The sequence below is a fragment of the Streptomyces sp. NPDC054956 genome (assembly GCF_053609185.1).
In genome coordinates this window covers 15,494-37,075 of the sequence record NZ_JBSGXB010000041.1, presented here as the reverse complement: position 1 = coordinate 37,075, position 21,582 = coordinate 15,494, and the positions used below count along the sequence as shown (strand labels likewise).

The window sequence follows — 21,582 nt, the reverse complement described above, 5'->3', positions numbered from 1 at the left end:
CAGGAAGACCCCGGTCCGCCGAACGCGGCGGACCGGGGTCTTCCGCCTTCGGAGGCCCCGCCGGATGGCCCGGGAAGTCGTACAAGTAGCATCCGGGCGGATCAGGTGTCACAGGACAGACGTTCGTTACAGGGGCGGGAACAATTTTGAGACTGGGTCGTGTGCGCGGTACGGCTTTGGCCGCCGCGCTGGGCGTGGCAGCGGTACTGGGGTTCCAAGGGGTGGCCGGCGGACCCGGATGGATCTCCTCCGACGACAAGGGCGAGGGTCCGGCGGCGAAGGCGTACAGCGCCGGAGCGAAGCAGACCGGTCCCGCGGACGGCGAGGTGCGCAAGCTCGCGCTGCAGTCCAAGGGCAGTGAGGCCGTCTTCGCCAAGCAGGGCACCGAGCTCTTCGGTCTCCTGGGCGTTTCCTGGACGGACCCCGCCGCGGAGGTCAAGGGCAAGATCGAGGCCCGCACCCGCAACGCGGAGACCGGGAAGTGGTCCGGCTGGATCGCCCTCGACCCCATGCAGGCCGGACTGGACGGCAAGCGCCCGTCCGCGCACGGCGCCACCGAGCCCGTCTGGGTCGGCCCGTCGAACGGCGCCGAGGTGCGCGCGAGCGGCGGAAGCCTCCCCGCGGGCCTGGAGCTGAACCTCGTCGACCCGGGCTCCACCGGCTCCGGGAAGAAGAAGGGGGAGCTGAACGCCGATCCGGCGGCCTTCTCCATCGCTCCCGGGGACCCCGGGCCCGCCTCCACGGCGCCGCGGCCGGCGATCGTCGCCCGCGCCGACTGGCAGGCCGACGAGACCAACACCGAGACCCCCGAGTACCTGCCGGGCGGCAAGGTCAAGGCCGTCTTCGTCCACCACACGGCGGACGCCGCGGACTACGACTGCTCGCAGTCGGCCGCCATCGTCCGGGGCATCCAGCTCTACCACGTGAAGACGAACGGCTGGAAGGACATCGGCTACAACTTCCTGGTCGACAAGTGCGGCAAGATCTTCGAGGGCCGTAAGGGCGGCATCGACCTGCCGGTCTTCGGAGCGCACACCTACGGCTTCAACTCCGAGTCGGCGGGTGTGGCCGTACTCGGCAACTACACCGGCGCCGGTGCCTCGCCCGCCGCGCTCGACGCGGTGTCCCAGCTCGCGGCCTACAAGCACGGCCAGTACGACGGGGACATGAACGGCTCGACCACGCTGACCGCGGGCGCCGACCAGAAGAACGGCGTCGGCGGCACCTTCGTCAAGGGCCAGGCCTACCCGTTCAAGACCGTTTCGGGTCACCGCGACGGCTTCAACACCGAGTGCCCCGGTGACGCGCTCTACGCGCAGCTGGACACGATCCGCTCCTCCGGCCCCGCCGCGCGGCTGAAGATGGCCACGGTGAACGGGACGGCGGCCGTCGCGGGCTCCAGCTACAAGTCCACCGGGCCCCTGACCGTCGACTGGAGCACCAGCACGGACAACGGCCGGCTGGCCAAGTTCGAGCTGCTGGTGGACGGCGTACCGGCCGTGAACACGCCGGGCACGGCCCGTTCCGCGAGCACGGTGCTGACCAACGGCACGTACAAGATCCAGGTCCAGGCGACCTCGACGAATGGCAAGGTCTCCACGAGCCTGCCGGTCACCGTCGTCGCTGAGGTCGCCGCGGCGGCCAAGGACGCCAAGTTCGTCCCCGTCACCCCGAAGCGCCTGATGGACACGCGTGCGGGTCTGGGCGTGCCGCAGGCCAAGGTCGGCGCGCAGGGCGTGGTGACCCTCGCGGTCGCCGGCACCAACGGCATCCCGGCCGGCGTCACCTCGGTCGTGCTGAACGTGACCGCCACCAACCCGACGTCGTCGAGCTACGTGGCGGTGTACCCGAGCGGCACGGCCCGCTCCAGCGCCTCGAACCTGAACGTCACGCCCGGTCTGACCATCCCGAACCTGGTGGTCGTGCCCGTGGTCGACGGCAAGGTCAACTTCTACAACCACGACGGCAGCATCGACCTGATCGCCGACATCACCGGCTACTTCACCACGGCCGGCGAGGGCTCCACGCACGTCAACATCGGTCCGAAGCGCCTGATGGACACGCGTGCGGGTCTGGGCGTGCCGCAGGCCAAGGTCGGCGCGCAGGGCGTGGTGACCCTGCCGGTGGCGGGCACCAACGGCATCCCGGCCGAGGGCGTCACCGCGGTGGTGCTCAACGTGACCGCGACCAACCCGACGTCGTCGAGCTACGTGGCGGTGTACCCGAGCGGTACGACCCGCTCCAGCGCCTCGAACCTGAACTTCACCCCGGGCAAGACCATCCCCAACCTGGTGGTCGTCCCGGTGGTCGACGGGAAGGTCAGCTTCTACAACAACGACGGCTCGGTGGACCTGATCGCTGACATCACGGGCTACTTCACCTCGGCCGGTACGGGCTCCACGCACGTCAACATCGGTCCGAAGCGCCTGATGGACACGCGTGCGGGTCTGGGCGTGCCGCAGGCCAAGGTCGGCGCGCAGGGCGTGGTGACCCTCGCGGTCGCCGGCACCAACGGCATCCCGGCCTCGGGCGTCACCGCGGTGGTGCTGAACGTCACCGCCACCAACCCGACGTCGTCGAGCTACGTGGCGGTGTACCCGAGCGGTACGACCCGCTCGAGTGCTTCGAACCTGAACTTCACGGCGGGCCAGACGATCCCGAACCTGGTGGTCGTCCCGGTGGTCGACGGGAAGGTCAGCTTCTACAACCACGACGGCAGCGTCGATCTGATCGCTGACATCACGGGCTACTTCACCAAGTAGTCAGACACACGTTCCATCGGCGGGGGTCTCCTGGACAAGGTCCGGGGGACCCCCGCCGTGACATCCAGGGGTGGGGCATGGGAAACAACGACGAGGGCAGGCCCTCCGTCTCGGACGAGGACTGGGCGCGGTTCCAGCAGCAGGCGGAAGCCGGTACGGGGGAGGCCCCCGCGGAGCCGTCCGCCCGGGCACGCATGGTGACCGGTCGGTTGCGCGCGGAGGAAGCCGCCCGGGGCGGGCTGCCGCCCGGCTGGCGCACCGGTCCGGCCTGGCAGGACGAGAGGCGGCTGCAGCGCAAGCGGCGGCTCAAGGCCGCTCTGGGTATCGCCCTGGTCGTCCTGGTCGCCGTGGTCGCGATCCGGCCGGAGCTGGTCACCGACCACCTCACGGCCGGTGTTCCGGGCTCGGACGCGGCGAACAAGGAGCCGCTGCCCGCGGAGACCGCGGCACCGACGGCCGCGCCCCCGGTGGTGGACCCGGACCAGCCGACGCTCAAGGAGCCCTTCCGCGGCTCCCCGGCCCTCCAGTGGGCCGACGGCGCGGCCGGCATCGAGCTGCCGGAGGCCCAGGCCGTCGGCGGCATGAGCAAGGAGAAGGTCGCCGACGCGCTGGAGAAGGTCAAGCAGTTCCTGGTCACGGCCAACCTGGACCCGGCGACCCTGCGCGGCGAGCGCCCCTCGGCCGCCCTGGACCTGCTCGATCCCAAACTCAAAGGCCAGGGGAACGACCTGGAGAAGTTCCTCGCCGCCCCGAGCAAGGACCAGGACCCGCTGTGGGTCTTCTCCCGGAGCAATCCGGCCGAGCTGAAGCCCGCGGGCGATGTGGTCAAGGTCCGCGGCCGGATGTGGGTGGAGCCGGGGGAGGGGGCCGGGAAGGCCATGGTGATGGTCGACTACACGTTCGTGTACCCGTTCGTGAAGGCGAAGCCGGGCGCACACCAGGTCGAGCGCTCCGTCGTGCGGCGCGAGCTCACCTTCTCGATCTCCGACCCGCGCAAGTGGGAGGCCACCCCGGGCAAGCTCTGGCTGGACAAGTTCGACGTGGACATCGCCAACAGCTCGTGTGACGTCTTCGACGGATTCCTGCACCCCGTCTTCGACGAGGACACGCCCACCGGGCCCACCCCCTCCGGCACGCCGGTGGACCCGTACGACCGCAGCAAGGCCCTGGATGCCGACCGGCAGGAGGGCTGCGGCAGCGTTTCCCGCTCCTGAGCGGGATCCGTGGGAGGACGAGGGATCCCCGCCGCGTGGTGCAGTTTGACCACTCAGCGTGGCGGGGTATTCTCTTCGGCCCGATTGGCCAGGTACGTGTCTCGTATGGCAGACTACTCAAGTTGCTCGGCTGAGTGCCGATGCTGCGCGCCTCCCGCCGGGAGGACCGGAAGCGAGTCCCACAGTACTCGTCGCCTTACCTGCCTCTCGGGGCAGCAATGGGGCGGACGTACGGGAATCTTCTGGGAAGCGTCAGCACGGTGCCTGCCAGGCACTCGGTGGGTGTTTTCCCCCGAACCGCGGTCTTGGGACCGTACCCCCTTGGACGAGGGAATTTCCGTATGGGAATTTTCTGTAGAGGGAGTGCGACACGCCCGACCGCGTGGGTCGGAGGAAAGCGGCGGAGTCATCCGCAGCCGGCCGAGCGCCAGAGCGTTTCCACAACAGACAGGACTACGGAGTAGCCATGGCGGGACAGAAGATCCGCATCCGGCTCAAGGCCTACGACCACGAGGTCATCGATTCGTCGGCGAAGAAGATCGTCGAGACGGTGACGCGCACTGGTGCGTCGGTCGCGGGCCCGGTGCCGCTGCCCACTGAGAAGAACGTGTACTGCGTCATCAAGTCGCCGCACAAGTACAAGGACTCGCGCGAGCACTTCGAGATGCGCACTCACAAGCGCCTGATCGACATCCTCGACCCGACTCCCAAGACCGTTGACTCGCTGATGCGCCTGGACCTTCCGGCCGGCGTTGACATCGAGATCAAGCTCTGAGAGGCGTCGAGAAGATGGCAAAGCAGATCAAGGGCGTCCTGGGCGAGAAGCTCGGCATGACCCAGGTCTGGGACGAGAACAACCGTGTCGTCCCGGTGACCGTGGTCAAGGCCGGACCCTGCGTCGTTACCCAGGTCCGTACGAACGATGTCGACGGCTACGAGTCGGTCCAGATCGCCTTCGGCGAGATCGACCCGCGCAAGGTGAACAAGCCCCTCAAGGGCCACTTCGCCAAGGCCGACGTCACCCCGCGCCGCCACCTGGTGGAGCTCCGCACCTCCGACGCCAGCGAGTACACGCTCGGCCAGGAGATCACCGCGGCCGTGTTCGAGTCCGGCGTCAAGGTTGACGTCACGGGCAACAGCAAGGGCAAGGGCTTCGCCGGTGTCATGAAGCGGCACAACTTCCGGGGCCTCGGCGCCGGTCACGGTGTGCAGCGCAAGCACCGCTCCCCCGGTTCGATCGGTGGCTGCGCCACCCCTGGGCGTGTCTTCAAGGGCATGCGCATGGCCGGTCGCATGGGCAACGAGCGCGTCACCACCCAGAACCTGACCATCCACGCGGTTGACGCGGAGAAGGGTCTGCTCCTCATCAAGGGCGCAGTTCCCGGTCCGAACGGCGGCCTCGTCCTGGTCCGTACCGCGGTTAAGGGGGCTTGAGTTAATGAGCACCATTGACATCCTTTCGCCTGCAGGCGACAAGGCCGGTACCGTCGAGCTCCCCGCGGAGATCTTCGACGCGAAGACCAGCGTTCCGCTGATCCACCAGGTCGTCGTCGCCCAGCTGGCTGCTGCCCGTCAGGGCACGCACAAGACCAAGCGTCGCGGCGAAGTCCGTGGTGGTGGCCGCAAGCCGTACCGCCAGAAGGGCACCGGCCGCGCTCGCCAGGGTTCCACCCGCGCTCCGCAGTTCGTCGGCGGTGGCGTCGTCCACGGCCCGCAGCCGCGTGACTACTCGCAGCGGACCCCGAAGAAGATGAAGGCCGCCGCCCTCCGCGGTGCCCTCTCGGACCGCGCGCGCCACTCCCGCATCCACGTCGTCACCGGCGTGGTCGAGGGTGCTGCCTCCACGAAGGCCGCCAAGACGCTGTTCGGCAAGATCTCGGAGCGCAAGAACCTGCTCCTGGTCGTCGAGCGCGCCGACGAGGCCGCGTGGCTGTCCGCCCGCAACCTGCCCCAGGTTCACATCCTGGAGCCGGGCCAGCTGAACACGTACGACGTGATCGTCTCTGACGACGTGGTCTTCACTCAGGCCGCTTTCGAGTCCTTCGTGTCTGGCCCCAAGGCCGATGAGACCGAAGGGAGCGACGCCTGATGTCTGAGGCGACCGTTACCAGCAAGACCTTCACCGACCCGCGCGACCTGCTGATCAAGCCGGTTGTCTCGGAGAAGAGCTACGCGCTGCTGGACGAGAACAAGTACACGTTCATCGTCGCGCCCGGCTCCAACAAGACTCAGATCAAGCAGGCCGTCGAGGCGGTCTTCGGGGTCAAGGTCACCGGGGTCAACACGATCAACCGTCAGGGTAAGCGCAAGCGCACCAAGACCGGTTTCGGCAAGCGCGCGAACACCAAGCGCGCCATCGTGACCCTCGCTGAGGGCGACCGAATCGACATCTTCGGCGGCCAGGCCTCCTAACGGAGGTCTAGTCGTCCGGAATCGGACGAGGACTGAGAAATGGGTATCCGCAAGTACAAGCCGACGACCCCGGGCCGTCGTGGCTCCAGCGTCGCCGACTTTGTCGAGATCACGCGGTCCACGCCGGAGAAGTCGCTGGTTCGCCCTCTGCACAGCAAGGGCGGCCGTAACAACACCGGCCGGATCACTGTTCGCCACCAGGGTGGTGGACACAAGCGCGCCTACCGCGTGATCGACTTCCGTCGTCACGACAAGGACGGCGTGCCGGCCAAGGTCGCGCACATCGAGTACGACCCCAACCGCACTGCGCGCATCGCGCTCCTGCACTACGCGGACGGCGAGAAGCGCTACATCATCGCGCCGAAGAGCCTGAAGCAGGGTGACCGGATTGAGAACGGCCCCACGGCCGACATCAAGCCCGGCAACAACCTGGCGCTCCGCAACATCCCGGTCGGTACCACGATCCACGCGATCGAGCTCCGTCCCGGTGGCGGCGCCAAGTTCGCCCGCTCCGCTGGTGCCTCCGTGCAGCTGCTGGCGAAGGAGGGCACCATGGCCCACCTTCGTATGCCGTCCGGTGAAATCCGTCTCGTCGACGCGCGCTGCCGCGCGACCGTCGGTGAGGTCGGCAACGCCGAGCAGTCGAACATCAACTGGGGCAAGGCCGGCCGCATGCGCTGGAAGGGCGTTCGCCCCTCCGTCCGCGGTGTCGCGATGAACCCGGTCGACCACCCGCACGGTGGTGGTGAGGGTAAGACCTCCGGTGGTCGTCACCCGGTCTCCCCGTGGGGTCAGAAGGAGGGTCGTACTCGCTCGCCGAAGAAGGCTTCGAGCAAGTACATCGTCCGCCGCCGCAAGACGAACAAGAAGCGCTAGGAGCGGGTTTAGATGCCGCGCAGTCTCAAGAAGGGACCCTTCGTCGACGGACACCTCATCAAGAAGGTGGACGTACAGAACGAAGCCGGTACCAAGAACGTCATCAAGACCTGGTCCCGTCGCTCGATGATCATCCCGGCCATGCTGGGTCACACCATCGCGGTGCACAACGGCAAGATCCACGTCCCGGTGTTCGTCACCGAGTCGATGGTCGGCCACAAGCTCGGCGAGTTCTCGCCGACTCGCACCTTCCGCGGCCACGTCAAGGACGACCGGAAGTCGAAGCGCCGCTAAAGGCGGGGTGGTAACGACTATGACTTACACCGAAGGGACAACCATGGAAGCCAGGGCCCAGGCGCGGTACATCCGCGTCACGCCCATGAAGGCCCGCCGAGTGGTGGACCTTATCCGTGGCATGGATGCCACGGAGGCTCAGGCGGTCCTGCGTTTCGCCCCGCAGGCCGCGAGCGTGCCGGTTGGCAAGGTGCTTGACAGCGCCATTGCCAACGCCGCACACAACTACAACCACCCGGACGCCACTTCGCTGTTCATCAGCGAGGCGTTCGTGGACGAGGGCCCGACCCTGAAGCGGTTCCGTCCGCGTGCGCAGGGCCGTGCCTACCGGATCCGCAAGCGGACCAGCCACATCACCGTGGTCGTCAGCAGCAAGGAAGGTTCCCGGTAATGGGCCAGAAGGTAAACCCGCACGGGTTCCGGCTCGGCATCACCACCGACTTCAAGTCGCGTTGGTACGCCGACAAGCTGTACAAGGACTACGTCAAGGAAGACGTCGCCATCCGTCGGATGATGACGTCCGGCATGGAGCGCGCCGGCATCTCGAAGGTTGAGATCGAGCGCACCCGTGACCGCGTGCGTGTGGACATCCACACCGCTCGTCCGGGCATCGTCATCGGCCGTCGTGGCGCCGAGGCCGACCGCATCCGCGGTGACCTCGAGAAGCTCACGGGCAAGCAGGTCCAGCTGAACATCCTCGAGGTCAAGAACCCCGAGGTCGACGCTCAGCTGGTCGCGCAGGCCGTTGCCGAGCAGCTCTCCTCCCGCGTCTCCTTCCGTCGCGCCATGCGTAAGAGCATGCAGGGCACGATGAAGGCCGGCGCCAAGGGCATCAAGATCCAGTGTGGCGGTCGTCTCGGCGGCGCCGAGATGTCCCGCTCCGAGTTCTACCGCGAAGGCCGTGTGCCGCTGCACACCCTCCGCGCGAACGTGGACTACGGCTTCTTCGAGGCCAAGACCACCTTCGGCCGTATCGGTGTGAAGGTCTGGATCTACAAGGGCGACGTCAAGAACATCGCCGAGGTTCGCGCCGAGAACGCTGCGGCCCGTGCGGGTAACCGCCCGGCCCGTGGCGCGCAGGGCGCTGGCGACCGTCCCGCCGGCCGTGGTGGCCGTGGTGGCGAGCGCGGCGGCCGTGGTGGCCGCAAGCCGCAGCAGGCTGCTGGTGTCGAGGCCCCCAAGGCCGACGCTCCCGCCGCCGCTCCGGCCGAGAGCACCGGAACGGAGGCCTGACCGACATGCTGATCCCTCGTAGGGTCAAGCACCGCAAGCAGCACCACCCGAAGCGCAGCGGTATGGCCAAGGGCGGTACTGAGGTCTCGTTCGGTGAGTACGGCATCCAGGCGCTGACCCCGGCTTACGTGACGAACCGCCAGATCGAGGCGGCTCGTATCGCGATGACCCGCCACATCAAGCGTGGCGGCAAGGTCTGGATCAACATCTACCCGGACCGCCCCCTGACGAAGAAGCCTGCCGAGACCCGCATGGGTTCCGGTAAGGGTTCTCCCGAGTGGTGGATCGCGAACGTGCACCCGGGCCGGGTCATGTTCGAGCTGTCCTACCCGAACGAGAAGATTGCTCGTGAGGCGCTCACCCGCGCTGCTCACAAGCTTCCGATGAAGTGCCGGATTGTTCGGCGCGAGGCAGGTGAGTCGTGATGGCGACGGGAACCAAGGCGTCCGAGCTGCGTGAGCTCGGTAACGAGGAGCTCGTTGGCAAGCTGCGCGAGGCCAAGGAAGAGCTGTTCAAGCTGCGCTTCCAGGCGGCCACGGGCCAGCTGGAGAACAACGGCCGGCTCAAGTCCGTCCGTAAGGACATCGCTCGCATCTACACCCTGATGCACGAGCGTGAGCTCGGTATCGAGACGGTGGAGAGCGCCTGATGAGCGAGAAGAACGTGACTGAGACGAACGAGCGCGGCTTCCGCAAGACCCGTGAGGGTCTCGTCGTCAGCGACAAGATGGACAAGACCGTCGTCGTCGCTGTCGAGGACCGCGTGAAGCACGCGCTGTACGGCAAGGTCATCCGCCGTACGAACAAGCTCAAGGCTCACGACGAGCAGAACGCTGCCGGCGTCGGCGACCGCGTCCTCATCATGGAGACGCGTCCGCTGTCGGCGAGCAAGCGCTGGCGCATCGTCGAGATCCTCGAGAAGGCCAAGTAATTATCTGAGGCCCCGGGCAGCATGCCCGGGGGCCCCTCAGGTTCGTTCCGCCAGGCTCGGTGGGGGCGGTAGCTCTTCGGAGTGAAGCCCCCGCCGGGAACCGGCAGACAAACAGGAGATAGACGTGATCCAGCAGGAGTCGCGACTGCGTGTCGCCGACAACACTGGTGCCAAGGAGATCCTTTGCATCCGTGTTCTCGGTGGCTCCGGTCGCCGCTACGCGGGCATCGGTGACGTCATCGTCGCCACCGTCAAGGACGCGATCCCCGGTGGCAACGTGAAGAAGGGTGACGTCGTCAAGGCGGTCATCGTTCGCACCGTGAAGGAACGCCGCCGCCAGGACGGCTCGTACATCCGCTTCGACGAGAACGCCGCCGTCATTCTGAAGAACGACGGCGACCCTCGCGGCACCCGTATCTTCGGCCCGGTGGGCCGTGAGCTGCGCGAGAAGAAGTTCATGAAGATCATCTCGCTCGCGCCGGAGGTGCTGTAAGCATGAAGATCAAGAAGGGCGACCTGGTTCAGGTCATCACCGGTAAGGACAAGGGCAAGCAGGGCAAGGTCATCATGGCCATCCCTACTGAGAACCGTGTCCTGGTCGAGGGTGTCAACCGGGTCAAGAAGCACACCAAGGCCGGCCAGACCGCTGGTGGCTCGCAGACCGGCGGCATCGTGATCGTCGAGGCGCCGATCCACGTCAGCAACGTTCAGCTGGTTGTGGAGAAGGACGGCCAGAAGGTCGTTACCCGCGTCGGTTTCCGCTTCGACGAAGAGGGCAACAAGATCCGCGTTGCCAAGCGGACGGGTGAGGACATCTGATGGCTACCACTCCGCGTCTCAAGACGAAGTACCGCGAGGACATCGCGGGCAAGCTGCGTGAGGAGTTCTCCTACGAGAACGTCATGCAGATCCCCGGCCTCGTGAAGATCGTGGTCAACATGGGTGTGGGCGACGCCGCCCGCGACTCCAAGCTGATCGACGGCGCCATCAAGGACCTGACGACGATCACCGGTCAGAAGCCGGCCGTCACGAAGGCCCGCAAGTCCATCGCGCAGTTCAAGCTGCGCGAGGGTCAGCCGATCGGCTGCCACGTCACCCTCCGTGGTGACCGCATGTGGGAGTTCCTGGACCGTACGCTGTCGCTCGCGCTGCCGCGTATCCGTGACTTCCGTGGTCTGTCGCCGAAGCAGTTCGACGGCCGTGGCAACTACACCTTCGGTCTCACGGAGCAGGTCATGTTCCACGAGATCGACCAGGACAAGATCGACCGTACCCGGGGTATGGACATCACCGTGGTCACCACGGCGACCAACGACGACGAGGGCCGCGCCCTCCTTCGTCACCTCGGCTTCCCCTTCAAGGAGGCGTAAGCGAGATGGCGAAGAAGGCTCTCATCGCGAAGGCTGCCCGCAAGCCCAAGTTCGGTGTGCGTGCGTACACCCGCTGCCAGCGCTGCGGTCGTCCCCACTCCGTGTACCGCAAGTTCGGCCTGTGCCGCGTCTGCCTTCGTGAGATGGCTCACCGTGGCGAGCTGCCGGGCGTGACCAAGAGCTCCTGGTAATTCCCTCTCGTCCGCAAGGACTTGGGAACTTCCAGGCACTCTCGGTAAGCATCTGGACGGCGGATGCCCGGCCCCGCATGCCTTAGGCTTGTGTGGTTGGGCGTCCGCCGCCCATAACGACTTACTACGCCGTAGGTCCCCGCACCGCACCCGTCCCGCCACTGAGTGGGGAGAGGGATGGCGCATACAGGAAACCCCGGCGAGAGAGGCCGAAGGCCACTTCATGACCATGACTGACCCGATCGCAGACATGCTCACGCGTCTGCGTAACGCTAACTCGGCGTACCACGACACCGTGGTGATGCCGCACAGCAAGATCAAGTCGCACATCGCAGAGATCCTCAAGCAGGAGGGTTTCATCACCGGCTGGAAGGTCGAGGACGCCGAGGTCGGCAAGAACCTCGTCCTCGAGCTGAAGTTCGGGCCGAACCGCGAGCGCTCCATTGCGGGCATCAAGCGGATCTCGAAGCCCGGTCTGCGTGTGTACGCGAAGTCCACCAACCTGCCGAAGGTGCTCGGCGGCCTGGGCGTGGCGATCATCTCCACGTCCCACGGTCTGCTCACCGGCCAGCAGGCAGGCAAGAAGGGCGTAGGTGGGGAAGTCCTCGCCTACGTCTGGTAGTCGGGAACGGAGGAAAAGCAATGTCGCGAATCGGCAAGCTCCCCATCCAGGTTCCCGCCGGTGTGGACGTCACCATCGATGGCCGCACGGTCGCGGTGAAGGGCCCCAAGGGTTCCCTCTCGCACACCGTCGCTGCGCCGATCGAGATCGTCAAGGGTGAGGACGGCGTTCTGAACGTCGTCCGTCCGAACGACGAGCGTCAGAACAAGGCCCTGCACGGCCTGTCCCGCACGCTGGTGGCGAACATGATCACCGGTGTGACCACGGGGTACGTCAAGGCGCTCGAGATCAGCGGTGTCGGTTACCGCGTCGCCGCGAAGGGCTCCGACCTGGAGTTCCAGCTTGGTTACAGCCACCCGATCCTGATCGAGGCGCCCGAGGGCATCTCCTTCAAGGTCGAGTCGCCCACCAAGTTCTCGGTCGAGGGCATCGACAAGCAGAAGGTCGGCGAAGTCGCCGCCAACATCCGCAAGCTGCGGAAGCCCGACCCGTACAAGGCCAAGGGTGTCAAGTACGCCGGCGAGGTCATCCGCCGCAAGGTCGGAAAGGCTGGTAAGTAGCCATGGCATACGGTGTAAAGATCGCCAAGGGCGACGCGTACAAGCGTGCCGCCAAGGCCCGCCGTCACATCCGCATCCGCAAGAACGTCTCGGGTACGGCGGAGCGTCCGCGCCTCGTCGTGACGCGTTCCAACCGCAACATCGTTGCTCAGGTCATCGACGACCTCCAGGGTCACACCCTGGCGTCCGCGTCGACCCTGGACGCTTCGATCCGCGGTGGCGAAGGCGACAAGAGCGCCCAGGCCCAGGCTGTCGGCGCGCTCGTCGCCGAGCGTGCCAAGGCTGCGGGTGTCGAGACCGTCGTGTTCGACCGCGGTGGCAACCGATACGCCGGGCGCATTGCCGCTCTGGCTGACGCCGCCCGCGAAGCCGGGCTGAAGTTCTAAGCCCCGGTTCCGGGACTCACGGACGTAACAGAGAGAGGTAATCCAATGGCTGGACCCCAGCGCCGCGGAAGCGGTGCCGGTGGCGGCGAGCGGCGGGACCGGAAGGGTCGCGACGGTGGCCCTGCCGCCGAGAAGACCGCTTACGTTGAGCGCGTTGTCGCGATCAACCGCGTCGCCAAGGTTGTCAAGGGTGGTCGCCGCTTCAGCTTCACCGCGCTGGTCGTGGTGGGCGACGGTGACGGCACTGTAGGTGTCGGTTACGGCAAGGCCAAGGAAGTTCCCGCGGCCATCGCCAAGGGTGTCGAGGAAGCCAAGAAGAACTTCTTCAAGGTTCCCCGCATCCAGGGCACCATCCCGCACCCGATCCAGGGCGAGAAGGCGGCCGGCGTTGTCCTGCTGAAGCCTGCTTCCCCCGGTACCGGTGTTATCGCCGGTGGCCCGGTGCGCGCCGTTCTGGAGTGCGCCGGCGTTCACGACATCCTGTCGAAGTCCCTGGGCTCCGACAACGCGATCAACATCGTGCACGCGACCGTGGCGGCCCTTCAGGGCCTGCAGCGTCCCGAGGAGATCGCGGCTCGCCGTGGTCTGCCCCTCGAGGACGTCGCCCCCGCGGCTCTGCTTCGTGCGCGTGCTGGGGCGGGTGCGTAATGGCTCGCCTCAAGATCACGCAGACGAAGTCGTACATCGGCAGCAAGCAGAACCACCGCGACACGCTGCGTTCGCTCGGGCTCAAGCGCCTGAACGACGTCGTCGTCAAGGAGGACCGCCCCGAGTTCCGCGGAATGGTTCACACCGTCCGCCACCTCGTGACGGTTGAGGAGGTTGACTAACATGGCTGAGAGCAGCCCGCTGAAGGCCCACAACCTCCGTCCCGCCCCCGGCGCCAAGACCGCGAAGACCCGTGTCGGTCGTGGTGAGGCGTCGAAGGGTAAGACGGCCGGTCGTGGTACGAAGGGCCAGAAGGCCCGTTACCAGATCCCGCAGCGCTTCGAGGGTGGGCAGATGCCCCTCCACATGCGTCTGCCGAAGCTCAAGGGCTTCAAGAACCCGTTCCGCACCGAGTTCCAGGTCGTGAACCTGGACAAGCTCGGCGCTCTCTACCCCGAGGGTGGAGAAGTCACGGTGGCCGACCTGGTCGCCAAGGGCGCGGTTCGCAAGAACAGCCTCGTCAAGGTCCTGGGCCAGGGCGAGATCTCCGTGGCGCTGCAGGTTTCGGTTGACGCCGTCTCCGGCTCCGCCAAGGAGAAGATTGCCGCCGCTGGTGGCTCTGTGACCGAGCTCGTCTAAGACGAACTCAGTGACAAATAGCTAGAAACCCGACCGGGGATGCCTCACATATGGGGCATCCCCGGTTGGTCGTTCCACGGGGGCCGCAGACGCCGGTAAGGTGGCCTGCACCTTTGCTTGTCTTTATTCGTCGATCCCTCAGACCGTCACCTCTGACGCAGTAGCGCGGGGGTCGCAGGAGGCACCGTGCTCACCGCGTTCGCCCGGGCGTTCAAGACGCCCGACCTGCGCAAGAAGCTGCTCTTCACGCTCGGCATCATCGTGCTGTATCGGCTCGGGTCCCACATCCCGGTACCCGGCGTGAGCTACAAGAACGTTCAGATCTGTGTTGACCAGGCCGGCAGCAGCAACAGCCTCTTCGGTCTCGTCAACATGTTCAGCGGCGGTGCGCTGCTGCAGATCACGATCTTCGCGCTCGGCATCATGCCCTACATCACGGCGAGCATCATTCTGCAGCTGCTGACCGTGGTCATCCCGAAGCTGGAGAACCTCAAAAAAGAGGGTCAAGCCGGCACGTCGAAGATCACTCAGTACACGCGCTATCTGACGGTCGCGCTCGCGATCCTGCAGGGCACCGGCCTCGTCGCCACCGCCCGCAGCGGCGCCCTCTTCCAGGGCTGCCAGGTCAAAGACCAGATCGTCCCGGACCGATCGATCTTCACCACCGTCGTCATGGTGCTCACCATGACCGCGGGTACCTGCCTCGTCATGTGGCTCGGTGAGCTCATCACCGACCGCGGCATCGGCAACGGTATGTCGATCCTGATGTTCATCTCGATCGCCGCGGGCTTCGTCGGAGCCCTCTGGCAGATCAAGCTCCAGGGCAAGATCGCGGACGGCTGGGTCGAGTTCGGCGTGGTCATCCTGGTCGGCCTCGCGATGGTGGCCCTCGTGGTCTTCGTCGAGCAGGCGCAGCGACGGATCCCGGTCCAGTACGCGAAGCGCATGATCGGCCGTCGTGCCTACGGCGGTACCTCGACGTACATCCCGCTCAAGGTGAACCAGGCCGGTGTCATCCCGGTCATCTTCGCCTCGTCGCTGCTGTACATCCCGGCACTGATCGTCCAGTTCAGCGGCTCCACCGCCGGCTGGGCCACCTGGATCAGCAAGCACTTCGTCAAGGGCGACCACCCGTACTACATCGCCGCCTACTTCCTCCTGATCGTTTTCTTCGCGTTCTTCTACGTGGCGATCTCGTTCAACCCCGAAGAAGTTGCGGACAACATGAAGAAGTATGGTGGGTTCATCCCGGGCATCCGCGCCGGTCGGCCTACCGCCGAGTACCTCAGCTACGTACTCAACCGGATCACCTGGCCGGGGTCGCTGTACCTGGGTCTCATCGCTCTTGTGCCGACGATGGCGTTGGCGGGCTTCGGGGCGAACCAGAACTTCCCGTTCGGCGGGACGAGCATCCTGATCATCGTGGGTGTGGGTCTGGAAACCGTGAAGCAGATCGAGAGCCAGCTCCAGCAGCGTAATTACGAAGGGTTCCTCCGCTGATGCGAATCGTCCTCGTCGGACCGCCCGGTGCGGGCAAGGGAACGCAGGCGACCGTGCTTGCCAAGACCCTGGGCATCCCGCACATCTCCACGGGCGACCTGTTCCGGGCCAACATCAGTCAGGGCACCGAGCTGGGCCGGCGCGCCAAGGCGTTCATGGACGCCGGAGACCTCGTCCCGGACGAGATCACCATCGGCATGGCCAAGGACCGGATGGAGCAGCCCGACGCCGCCGGCGGCTTCCTGCTCGACGGTTTCCCGCGCAACGTGTCGCAGGCCGAGGCCCTCGACGTGATGCTGAAGGCCGAGGGCATGAACCTCGACGCCGTCCTCGACCTGGAGGTCGAGGAGGACGAGGTCGTCAAGCGTCTCGCCGGCCGCCGTACCTGCCGCAACGACGGCGGGCACGTCTTCCACGTCGCGTACCAGCCGCCGAAGGTCGAGGGTGTCTGCGACATCTGCGGCGGCGAGCTGTACGTGCGTGAGGACCAGTCCGAGGAAGCCGTGCGCAACCGCCTCGACGTCTACCACACGCAGACCGAGCCGATCATCGACTACTACAAGGCCCAGGGCCTCGTGTCGACGATCCCCGCTCTGGGTGAGGTCAAGGACGTCACGCAGCGCGCGATGGACGCCCTGAAGAAGTAGTACCCCTGTTGTGCAGATCCGGCCGCGGTGTCCTCTGGACGCCGCGGCCGTACTGTTGAGACGACACTGTCGAGAAGATCCCGAACCGAAGGTGGAAGGCATTTCCATGGTCCAGATCAAGACCCCCGAGCAGATCGCGAAGATGCGCGAGGCGGGGCTGGTCGTCGCGGCGATCCACGCGGCGACCCGTGAGGCGGCCGTACCGGGCGCCACGACGCGCGATCTGGACATGGTGGCCCGCAAGGTCATCGCGGACGCCGGCGCCAAGTCGAACTTCCTCGGCTACGGCGGGTTCCCCGCGACCATCTGCACCTCGGTCAACGAGGTCGTCGTCCACGGCATCCCCGACGACAAGACGGTCCTCAAGGACGGCGACATCATCTCGATCGACGCCGGCGCCATCGTCGACGGCTGGCACGGCGACGCCGCGTACACCGCCTTCGTGGGCACTGGGCACGCGCCTGAGCTCCTGGAGCTCTCCCGGGTGACCGAGGAGTCCATGTGGGCCGGCATCGCCGCCATGAAGCTCGGAAACCGGCTCGTGGACATCTCCAAGGCGATCGAGACCTACATCAAGCGCCAGCCGCGTCCGAGCACCGGTGAGCACAGCCTCGGCAAGTTCGGGATCATCGAGGACTACGGCGGCCACGGCATCGGGACCGAGATGCACATGGACCCGCACCTGCTGAACTACGTCTCGCGCAAGCGGGGCAAGGGCATCAAGCTCGTCCCGGGCGTCTGCCTGGCGATCGAGCCGATGGTCTCCCTGGGCACCGCCCAGACAGAGGTCCTGGCGGACGACTGGACGGTCATCACCACCGACGGGACCTGGTCCTCGCACTGGGAGCACTCCATCGCCCTGACCGAGGAGGGCCCCATCGTGCTGACCTCGCCGGACTGCGGCAAGGCCAGGCTGGCGGCGTACGGCGTGTCCACCGCGCCGGACCCCCTTGGTTAATGATCTAGTCTCTAGGGCAAACTTTCCGGATTCGTCTTTCTGGGTGCCCTGACGTAGACTGACTCGTCGGCTCCTTTGCACCCGCATGTCCACATGCGAAGCGGGGAGCTGATCAAGGTAGCCGATTCGAAAGGCGAAGCGTGGCCAAGAAGCAAGGTGCCATCGAAATCGAGGGCACCGTGATCGAGTCCCTCCCGAACGCGATGTTCAAGGTGGAACTCCAGAACGGTCACAAGGTCCTCGCGCACATCAGCGGCAAGATGCGCATGCACTACATCCGCATCCTCCCTGATGACCGGGTTGTCGTGGAGCTCTCTCCGTACGACCTGACGCGTGGCCGGATCGTCTACCGATACAAGTAGATCTTGTCTTCACTCCCGTCCGGACGTCCTGTCCCGACGCGGGTGGTGGCACTGACCCGGAGAACCTCACCAACATGAAGGTCAAGCCGAGCGTCAAGAAGATCTGCGACAAGTGCAAGGTGATCCGCCGTCACGGTCGGGTCATGGTCATCTGCGACAACCTGCGCCACAAGCAGCGCCAGGGCTGACGCACGCCGACCGACCTGCACTACGCAGTTCTTCGCGCGACGTAAGAAAACGTACATACGCAGAACCCGCCCAGCCCTGACCGGGGCCGGCGGCACCTCCGGCGGGGGCCGGGGACCCGGACGTACCACCACCCAGCAGGTGTGGTCGGCGGCCGGGGTTCGGTTCTGCGGAAGACCCCCGAACACACAGGAGCCATTGAATGGCACGCGTTTCCGGTGTTGACATCCCGCGCGAAAAGCGTGTGGAGATCGCACTTACCTACGTCTTCGGTGTCGGTCGCACCCGGTCCAAGGAGATCCTTGCGGCCACCGGTGTGAACCCGAACACCCGCGTTCGTGACCTGGCCGAAGAGGACCTGGTCAAGATCCGCGAGTACGTGGACGCCAACCTCCGCACCGAGGGTGACCTCCGCCGCGAGATCCAGGCCGACATCCGCCGCAAGGTCGAGATCCAGTGCTACCAGGGTATCCGCCACCGTCGCGGCCTCCCGGTGCACGGTCAGCGCACCAGCACGAACGCCCGTACCCGCAAGGGTCCGCGTCGCGCGATCGCCGGTAAGAAGAAGCCGGGCAAGAAGTAGTCCTGTTCAGCGGTCTTGCGCTGTAGGACCGACCACCTCCCGTAGGAGATTTAGATGCCCCCCAAGGGTCGTCAGGGCGCTGCCAAGAAGGTGCGCCGCAAGGAAAAGAAGAACGTCGCTCACGGGCACGCCCACATCAAGAGCACGTTCAACAACACGATCGTCTCGATCACGGACCCCGCGGGCAACGTGATCTCCTGGGCCTCCGCCGGCCACGTCGGCTTCAAGGGCTCGCGCAAGTCCACCCCCTTCGCCGCGCAGATGGCCGCCGAGTCGGCCGCCCGTCGCGCGCAGGAGCACGGCATGCGCAAGGTCGACGTCTTCGTCAAGGGTCCCGGCTCCGGCCGTGAGACCGCGATCCGCTCCCTCCAGGCCACCGGCCTCGAGGTCGGCTCGATCCAGGACGTCACCCCCACCCCGCACAACGGCTGCCGTCCGCCGAAGCGCCGCCGCGTCTGACGCAGCGGGCGCACTTGTGCGTCTTTGAGTGTTCGGGCGGTACGAACCCCTCGCGGGGGACGTGCCGCCCGTACCCTTGTAGTCCGCGGCCCCGTGCCGCACCCGTCGGGCGTCAAATAGTGGGCGTCCACGAATGAAGGAATCCACATGCTTATCGCTCAGCGTCCCTCGCTGACCGAAGAGGTCGTAGACGAGTACCGCTCGCGGTTCGTGATCGAGCCGCTCGAGCCGGGCTTCGGTTACACCCTCGGCAACTCGCTCCGCCGCACGCTCCTGTCCTCGATCCCGGGTGCCGCTGTCACCAGCATCCGCGTGGACGGCGTCCTGCACGAGTTCACCACCGTGCCGGGTGTCAAGGAAGACGTCACCGACATCATCCTCAACATCAAGCAGCTGGTCGTCTCCTCGGAGCACGACGAGCCGGTCGTGATGTACCTGCGCAAGCAGGGTCCCGGCCTGGTCACCGCTGCCGACATCGCGCCCCCGGCCGGTGTCGAGGTGCACAACCCGGACCTGGTCCTCGCCACGCTCAACGGCAAGGGCAAGCTGGAGATGGAGCTGACCGTCGAGCGCGGTCGCGGCTACGTCTCCGCCGTCCAGAACAAGCAGCTGGGCCAGGAGATCGGTCGCATCCCGATCGACTCCATCTACAGCCCGGTCCTCAAGGTCACCTACAAGGTCGAGGCGACCCGAGTCGAGCAGCGCACCGACTTCGACAAGCTCATCGTCGACGTCGAGACCAAGCAGGCCATGCGCCCGCGCGACGCCATGGCGTCCGCCGGTAAGACCCTGGTCGAGCTGTTCGGTCTGGCGCGCGAGCTCAACATCGACGCCGAGGGCATCGACATGGGCCCCTCGCCGACGGACGCGGCCCTGGCCGCCGACCTGGCGCTGCCGATCGAGGAGCTCGAGCTCACGGTCCGCTCGTACAACTGCCTCAAGCGCGAGGGCATCCACTCCGTGGGTGAGCTCGTCGCCCGCTCCGAGGCCGACCTGCTCGACATCCGCAACTTCGGTGCGAAGTCGATCGACGAGGTCAAGGCGAAGCTGGCCGGCATGGGCCTGGCCCTCAAGGACAGCCCGCCCGGATTCGACCCGACCGCCGCCGCCGACGCCTTCGGCGCCGACGACGACGCGGACGCCGGTTTCGTCGAGACCGAGCAGTACTAAGCACCACCAGAACTTTCCCGCGGCATCCGCCTCGGGGGAACTGACACCGGTACCTGACACGGCCGGTGCAGATATGAAGGAGTAAGACCATGCCGCGTCCCGCAAAGGGTGCCCGTCTGGGCGGCAGCGCCGCGCACGAGAAGCACCTCCTCGCGAACCTCGCGAAGTCGCTCTTCGAGCACGGCCGCATCACCACCACCGAGGCCAAGGCCCGTCGCCTGCGTCCCTACGCCGAGCGTCTGGTGACCAAGGCCAAGAAGGGCGACATCCACAACCGTCGCCTGGTGCTGCAGACGATCACGGACAAGAGCATCGTGCACACGCTCTTCACCGAGATCGCCCCGCGCTACGAGAACCGCCCCGGTGGTTACACGCGCATCACCAAGATCGGCAACCGTCGTGGCGACAACGCCCCGATGGCCGTGATCGAGCTGGTCGAGGCCCTGACCGTGGCCCAGGCCGCCACCGGTGAGGCCGAGGCCGCCACGAAGCGCGCGGTCAAGGAGGCGGAGGCCAAGGCCGAGGCCGTCGAGACCCCCGCCGAGGAGACCAAGGAGGCCTGATCCTTCGGGATCACGCTTGCTTGATCGGCTCTGAACGGGCCCGCCCCCTTCCGGGGCGGGCCCGTTCTGCGTTTTCTTCGGCGTTCCTGCACTTCTGAGAGGATCGGTCACGTGAGTGACGAGGTGGAGCCCGGACACGTCCGGGTCAGGCTGGACCTGAGCTACGACGGCAAGGACTTCTCCGGCTGGGCGAAGCAGCGCGTGCTGCGGACCGTCCAGGGCGAGCTGGAGTCGGCCCTGCAGACCGTGATGCGGCTGCCCGACCCGGTGGAGCTGACCGTGGCCGGCCGCACCGACGCGGGCGTGCACGCGCGCGGGCAGGTCGCGCAGTTCGACGTACGGGACGAGGTGTGGGCCGAGCACCAGGACAAGCTGCTGCGCCGTCTCGCGGGACGGCTGCCGCACGACGTCCGGGTGTGGAAGGCCGCCGAGGCCCCCGCCGGCTTCAACGCGCGGTTCTCCGCCATCTGGCGCCGCTACGCCTACCGCATCGGCGACCACCAGGCCGGCGTCGACCCGCTGCTGCGCGGGCACGTGCTCTGGTACCAGTGGCCGCTCGACGTGGACGCCATGAACGAGGCCGCCGCCGCGCTGGTCGGGGAGCACGATTTCGCCGCGTACTGCAAGAAGCGCGAGGGGGCCACGACGATCCGCACCCTCCAGCAGCTCAGCTGGGAGCGGGGCGAGGACGGGATCATCACCGCGACCGTCCGCGCCGACGCCTTCTGCCACAACATGGTCCGCTCGCTGGTCGGCGCCCTGCTGCACGTCGGCGACGGCCACCGGTCCACCGACTGGCCCGGGAAGGTGCTGGCCGCGGCCGTACGGGACTCCTCGGTGCACGTGGTCAAGCCGCACGGGCTGACGCTGGAGGAGGTCGGCTACCCCGCCGACGAGCTGCTGGCCGCCCGCAGCAAGGAGGCCCGGAACATGCGGACCCTCCCGGGAGCCGGCTGCTGCTGAGCCGTCTGGGGGGTACCCCCGGCCCGTCGGCGGCTAACCCGTTTGGGCGGATCG

General features: G+C 66.6%; 33 protein-coding genes. All 33 read left to right on the top strand.

The genetic code is table 11. The annotated features are described in order from the left end of the window. Positions 1-161: 161 nt before the first annotated feature. On the top strand, positions 162-2,762 hold the full coding sequence (locus ACWGDE_RS10630) for a peptidoglycan recognition protein family protein (protein ID WP_453388597.1): 2,601 nt from the start codon (positions 162-164) through the stop codon (positions 2,760-2,762). Between the two features lie 77 nt (positions 2,763-2,839). Continuing rightward, positions 2,840-3,976 carry a hypothetical protein gene (locus tag ACWGDE_RS10625; RefSeq protein WP_453388596.1) on the top strand — a complete coding sequence of 379 codons (1,137 nt, stop codon included), beginning with the start codon at positions 2,840-2,842 and terminating at the stop codon, positions 3,974-3,976. A 466-nt stretch (positions 3,977-4,442) separates the two neighbouring features. Further along, positions 4,443-4,751 (top strand): 30S ribosomal protein S10, encoded by a 309-nt coding sequence (gene rpsJ / locus ACWGDE_RS10620; RefSeq protein ID WP_003948644.1) that lies wholly within the window; start codon positions 4,443-4,445, stop codon positions 4,749-4,751. Between the two features lie 14 nt (positions 4,752-4,765). Further along, positions 4,766-5,410 carry a 50S ribosomal protein L3 gene (gene rplC, locus ACWGDE_RS10615; protein WP_254387364.1) on the top strand — a complete coding sequence of 215 codons (645 nt, stop codon included), beginning with the start codon at positions 4,766-4,768 and terminating at the stop codon, positions 5,408-5,410. A 4-nt stretch (positions 5,411-5,414) separates the two neighbouring features. Next, a complete protein-coding gene (gene rplD / locus ACWGDE_RS10610) occupies positions 5,415-6,065 on the top strand; it encodes a 50S ribosomal protein L4 (protein ID WP_030008466.1) in 651 nt (216 codons plus the stop codon). Continuing rightward, positions 6,065-6,388, top strand: a complete 324-nt coding sequence (gene rplW, locus ACWGDE_RS10605) for a 50S ribosomal protein L23 (protein ID WP_384651649.1) — start codon at positions 6,065-6,067, stop codon at positions 6,386-6,388. Before rplD ends, rplW begins: the two co-directional genes overlap by 1 nt. A gap of 39 nt (positions 6,389-6,427) precedes the next feature. Then, on the top strand, positions 6,428-7,264 hold the full coding sequence (gene rplB / locus ACWGDE_RS10600; RefSeq protein ID WP_069921522.1) for a 50S ribosomal protein L2: 837 nt from the start codon (positions 6,428-6,430) through the stop codon (positions 7,262-7,264). 12 nt (positions 7,265-7,276) lie between these two features. Further along, a complete protein-coding gene (rpsS, locus tag ACWGDE_RS10595) occupies positions 7,277-7,558 on the top strand; it encodes a 30S ribosomal protein S19 (protein ID WP_023539342.1) in 282 nt (93 codons plus the stop codon). Between the two features lie 43 nt (positions 7,559-7,601). Continuing rightward, positions 7,602-7,949, top strand: coding sequence for a 50S ribosomal protein L22 (gene rplV, locus ACWGDE_RS10590; protein WP_266938741.1), 348 nt, complete (start codon positions 7,602-7,604; stop codon positions 7,947-7,949). Beyond that, on the top strand, positions 7,949-8,791 hold the full coding sequence (gene rpsC / locus ACWGDE_RS10585) for a 30S ribosomal protein S3 (RefSeq protein WP_214946846.1): 843 nt from the start codon (positions 7,949-7,951) through the stop codon (positions 8,789-8,791). The genes rplV and rpsC overlap by 1 nt, the downstream gene beginning before the upstream one ends. 5 nt (positions 8,792-8,796) lie before the next feature. Further along, positions 8,797-9,216, top strand: coding sequence for a 50S ribosomal protein L16 (gene rplP / locus ACWGDE_RS10580; RefSeq protein ID WP_112447745.1), 420 nt, complete (start codon positions 8,797-8,799; stop codon positions 9,214-9,216). Next, the gene (gene rpmC / locus ACWGDE_RS10575; RefSeq protein WP_008739703.1) at positions 9,216-9,440 is read left to right on the top strand and encodes a 50S ribosomal protein L29; all 225 of its coding nucleotides are present in this window, start codon (positions 9,216-9,218) and stop codon (positions 9,438-9,440) included. Before rplP ends, rpmC begins: the two co-directional genes overlap by 1 nt. Next, on the top strand, positions 9,440-9,721 hold the full coding sequence (rpsQ, locus tag ACWGDE_RS10570; RefSeq protein WP_030026328.1) for a 30S ribosomal protein S17: 282 nt from the start codon (positions 9,440-9,442) through the stop codon (positions 9,719-9,721). Before rpmC ends, rpsQ begins: the two co-directional genes overlap by 1 nt. Positions 9,722-9,845: 124 nt before the next feature. After that, on the top strand, positions 9,846-10,214 hold the full coding sequence (gene rplN, locus ACWGDE_RS10565; RefSeq protein ID WP_003956455.1) for a 50S ribosomal protein L14: 369 nt from the start codon (positions 9,846-9,848) through the stop codon (positions 10,212-10,214). A 2-nt stretch (positions 10,215-10,216) separates the two neighbouring features. After that, positions 10,217-10,540, top strand: coding sequence for a 50S ribosomal protein L24 (rplX, locus tag ACWGDE_RS10560; RefSeq protein ID WP_453388595.1), 324 nt, complete (start codon positions 10,217-10,219; stop codon positions 10,538-10,540). Beyond that, on the top strand, positions 10,540-11,091 hold the full coding sequence (gene rplE / locus ACWGDE_RS10555; protein WP_030388859.1) for a 50S ribosomal protein L5: 552 nt from the start codon (positions 10,540-10,542) through the stop codon (positions 11,089-11,091). Before rplX ends, rplE begins: the two co-directional genes overlap by 1 nt. Before the next feature lie 5 nt (positions 11,092-11,096). Beyond that, a complete protein-coding gene (locus ACWGDE_RS10550) occupies positions 11,097-11,282 on the top strand; it encodes a type Z 30S ribosomal protein S14 (RefSeq protein ID WP_003956452.1) in 186 nt (61 codons plus the stop codon). Positions 11,283-11,505: 223 nt separating this feature from the next. After that, the gene (gene rpsH, locus ACWGDE_RS10545; RefSeq protein WP_007265911.1) at positions 11,506-11,904 is read left to right on the top strand and encodes a 30S ribosomal protein S8; all 399 of its coding nucleotides are present in this window, start codon (positions 11,506-11,508) and stop codon (positions 11,902-11,904) included. Between the two features lie 20 nt (positions 11,905-11,924). Beyond that, entirely contained in the window at positions 11,925-12,464 is a 540-nt protein-coding gene (rplF, locus tag ACWGDE_RS10540) for a 50S ribosomal protein L6 (RefSeq protein ID WP_453388594.1), read from the top strand. Positions 12,465-12,466: 2 nt separating this feature from the next. Then, positions 12,467-12,850: a 50S ribosomal protein L18 gene (gene rplR / locus ACWGDE_RS10535; protein ID WP_030026334.1), complete on the top strand. Its 384-nt coding sequence runs from the start codon at positions 12,467-12,469 to the stop codon at positions 12,848-12,850. Between the two features lie 45 nt (positions 12,851-12,895). Beyond that, positions 12,896-13,498 carry a 30S ribosomal protein S5 gene (rpsE, locus tag ACWGDE_RS10530; RefSeq protein ID WP_030388857.1) on the top strand — a complete coding sequence of 201 codons (603 nt, stop codon included), beginning with the start codon at positions 12,896-12,898 and terminating at the stop codon, positions 13,496-13,498. After that, the gene (rpmD, locus tag ACWGDE_RS10525) at positions 13,498-13,680 is read left to right on the top strand and encodes a 50S ribosomal protein L30 (protein ID WP_005313525.1); all 183 of its coding nucleotides are present in this window, start codon (positions 13,498-13,500) and stop codon (positions 13,678-13,680) included. Before rpsE ends, rpmD begins: the two co-directional genes overlap by 1 nt. 1 nt (position 13,681) lies before the next feature. After that, positions 13,682-14,137, top strand: a complete 456-nt coding sequence (rplO, locus tag ACWGDE_RS10520) for a 50S ribosomal protein L15 (RefSeq protein ID WP_243333371.1) — start codon at positions 13,682-13,684, stop codon at positions 14,135-14,137. A gap of 186 nt (positions 14,138-14,323) precedes the next feature. Next, complete coding sequence (secY, locus tag ACWGDE_RS10515) at positions 14,324-15,637, top strand: preprotein translocase subunit SecY (protein ID WP_453388593.1); 1,314 nt, start codon at positions 14,324-14,326, stop codon at positions 15,635-15,637. Further along, entirely contained in the window at positions 15,637-16,284 is a 648-nt protein-coding gene (locus ACWGDE_RS10510; protein WP_453388592.1) for an adenylate kinase, read from the top strand. Before secY ends, ACWGDE_RS10510 begins: the two co-directional genes overlap by 1 nt. A gap of 106 nt (positions 16,285-16,390) precedes the next feature. Beyond that, complete coding sequence (gene map / locus ACWGDE_RS10505) at positions 16,391-17,242, top strand: type I methionyl aminopeptidase (RefSeq protein WP_453388591.1); 852 nt, start codon at positions 16,391-16,393, stop codon at positions 17,240-17,242. Positions 17,243-17,382: 140 nt separating this feature from the next. After that, a complete protein-coding gene (gene infA, locus ACWGDE_RS10500) occupies positions 17,383-17,604 on the top strand; it encodes a translation initiation factor IF-1 (protein ID WP_003956442.1) in 222 nt (73 codons plus the stop codon). 74 nt (positions 17,605-17,678) lie between these two features. After that, a complete protein-coding gene (gene rpmJ, locus ACWGDE_RS10495; RefSeq protein WP_003956441.1) occupies positions 17,679-17,792 on the top strand; it encodes a 50S ribosomal protein L36 in 114 nt (37 codons plus the stop codon). Between the two features lie 200 nt (positions 17,793-17,992). Further along, entirely contained in the window at positions 17,993-18,373 is a 381-nt protein-coding gene (gene rpsM / locus ACWGDE_RS10490; protein ID WP_150518306.1) for a 30S ribosomal protein S13, read from the top strand. A 54-nt stretch (positions 18,374-18,427) separates the two neighbouring features. Beyond that, a complete protein-coding gene (gene rpsK, locus ACWGDE_RS10485; RefSeq protein ID WP_006376016.1) occupies positions 18,428-18,832 on the top strand; it encodes a 30S ribosomal protein S11 in 405 nt (134 codons plus the stop codon). A 147-nt stretch (positions 18,833-18,979) separates the two neighbouring features. After that, complete coding sequence (locus ACWGDE_RS10480; RefSeq protein WP_008739666.1) at positions 18,980-20,002, top strand: DNA-directed RNA polymerase subunit alpha; 1,023 nt, start codon at positions 18,980-18,982, stop codon at positions 20,000-20,002. 89 nt (positions 20,003-20,091) lie between these two features. After that, positions 20,092-20,565, top strand: coding sequence for a 50S ribosomal protein L17 (gene rplQ / locus ACWGDE_RS10475; RefSeq protein WP_453388590.1), 474 nt, complete (start codon positions 20,092-20,094; stop codon positions 20,563-20,565). 111 nt (positions 20,566-20,676) lie between these two features. After that, complete coding sequence (truA, locus tag ACWGDE_RS10470) at positions 20,677-21,528, top strand: tRNA pseudouridine(38-40) synthase TruA (protein WP_453388589.1); 852 nt, start codon at positions 20,677-20,679, stop codon at positions 21,526-21,528. The last annotated feature ends 54 nt before the right edge of the window (positions 21,529-21,582 follow it).

Bases quoted from the DNA above. Each gene is read 5' to 3' on its own strand.
- ACWGDE_RS10625 (WP_453388596.1), top strand. From the start codon at position 2,840: ATGGGAAACAACGACGAGGGCAGGCCCTCCGTCTCGGACGAGGACTGG.
- rpsJ (WP_003948644.1), top strand. From the start codon at position 4,443: ATGGCGGGACAGAAGATCCGCATCCGGCTCAAGGCCTACGACCACGAG.
- rplC (WP_254387364.1), top strand. From the start codon at position 4,766: ATGGCAAAGCAGATCAAGGGCGTCCTGGGCGAGAAGCTCGGCATGACC.
- rplD (WP_030008466.1), top strand. From the start codon at position 5,415: ATGAGCACCATTGACATCCTTTCGCCTGCAGGCGACAAGGCCGGTACC.
- rplW (WP_384651649.1), top strand. From the start codon at position 6,065: ATGTCTGAGGCGACCGTTACCAGCAAGACCTTCACCGACCCGCGCGAC.
- rplB (WP_069921522.1), top strand. From the start codon at position 6,428: ATGGGTATCCGCAAGTACAAGCCGACGACCCCGGGCCGTCGTGGCTCC.
- rpsS (WP_023539342.1), top strand. From the start codon at position 7,277: ATGCCGCGCAGTCTCAAGAAGGGACCCTTCGTCGACGGACACCTCATC.
- rplV (WP_266938741.1), top strand. From the start codon at position 7,602: ATGGAAGCCAGGGCCCAGGCGCGGTACATCCGCGTCACGCCCATGAAG.
- rpsC (WP_214946846.1), top strand. From the start codon at position 7,949: ATGGGCCAGAAGGTAAACCCGCACGGGTTCCGGCTCGGCATCACCACC.
- rplP (WP_112447745.1), top strand. From the start codon at position 8,797: ATGCTGATCCCTCGTAGGGTCAAGCACCGCAAGCAGCACCACCCGAAG.
- rpmC (WP_008739703.1), top strand. From the start codon at position 9,216: ATGGCGACGGGAACCAAGGCGTCCGAGCTGCGTGAGCTCGGTAACGAG.
- rpsQ (WP_030026328.1), top strand. From the start codon at position 9,440: ATGAGCGAGAAGAACGTGACTGAGACGAACGAGCGCGGCTTCCGCAAG.
- rplX (WP_453388595.1), top strand. From the start codon at position 10,217: ATGAAGATCAAGAAGGGCGACCTGGTTCAGGTCATCACCGGTAAGGAC.
- rplE (WP_030388859.1), top strand. From the start codon at position 10,540: ATGGCTACCACTCCGCGTCTCAAGACGAAGTACCGCGAGGACATCGCG.
- ACWGDE_RS10550 (WP_003956452.1), top strand. From the start codon at position 11,097: ATGGCGAAGAAGGCTCTCATCGCGAAGGCTGCCCGCAAGCCCAAGTTC.
- rpsH (WP_007265911.1), top strand. From the start codon at position 11,506: ATGACCATGACTGACCCGATCGCAGACATGCTCACGCGTCTGCGTAAC.
- rplF (WP_453388594.1), top strand. From the start codon at position 11,925: ATGTCGCGAATCGGCAAGCTCCCCATCCAGGTTCCCGCCGGTGTGGAC.
- rplR (WP_030026334.1), top strand. From the start codon at position 12,467: ATGGCATACGGTGTAAAGATCGCCAAGGGCGACGCGTACAAGCGTGCC.
- rpsE (WP_030388857.1), top strand. From the start codon at position 12,896: ATGGCTGGACCCCAGCGCCGCGGAAGCGGTGCCGGTGGCGGCGAGCGG.
- rpmD (WP_005313525.1), top strand. From the start codon at position 13,498: ATGGCTCGCCTCAAGATCACGCAGACGAAGTCGTACATCGGCAGCAAG.
- rplO (WP_243333371.1), top strand. From the start codon at position 13,682: ATGGCTGAGAGCAGCCCGCTGAAGGCCCACAACCTCCGTCCCGCCCCC.
- ACWGDE_RS10510 (WP_453388592.1), top strand. From the start codon at position 15,637: ATGCGAATCGTCCTCGTCGGACCGCCCGGTGCGGGCAAGGGAACGCAG.
- map (WP_453388591.1), top strand. From the start codon at position 16,391: ATGGTCCAGATCAAGACCCCCGAGCAGATCGCGAAGATGCGCGAGGCG.
- rpmJ (WP_003956441.1), top strand. From the start codon at position 17,679: ATGAAGGTCAAGCCGAGCGTCAAGAAGATCTGCGACAAGTGCAAGGTG.
- rpsM (WP_150518306.1), top strand. From the start codon at position 17,993: ATGGCACGCGTTTCCGGTGTTGACATCCCGCGCGAAAAGCGTGTGGAG.
- rpsK (WP_006376016.1), top strand. From the start codon at position 18,428: ATGCCCCCCAAGGGTCGTCAGGGCGCTGCCAAGAAGGTGCGCCGCAAG.
- ACWGDE_RS10480 (WP_008739666.1), top strand. From the start codon at position 18,980: ATGCTTATCGCTCAGCGTCCCTCGCTGACCGAAGAGGTCGTAGACGAG.
- rplQ (WP_453388590.1), top strand. From the start codon at position 20,092: ATGCCGCGTCCCGCAAAGGGTGCCCGTCTGGGCGGCAGCGCCGCGCAC.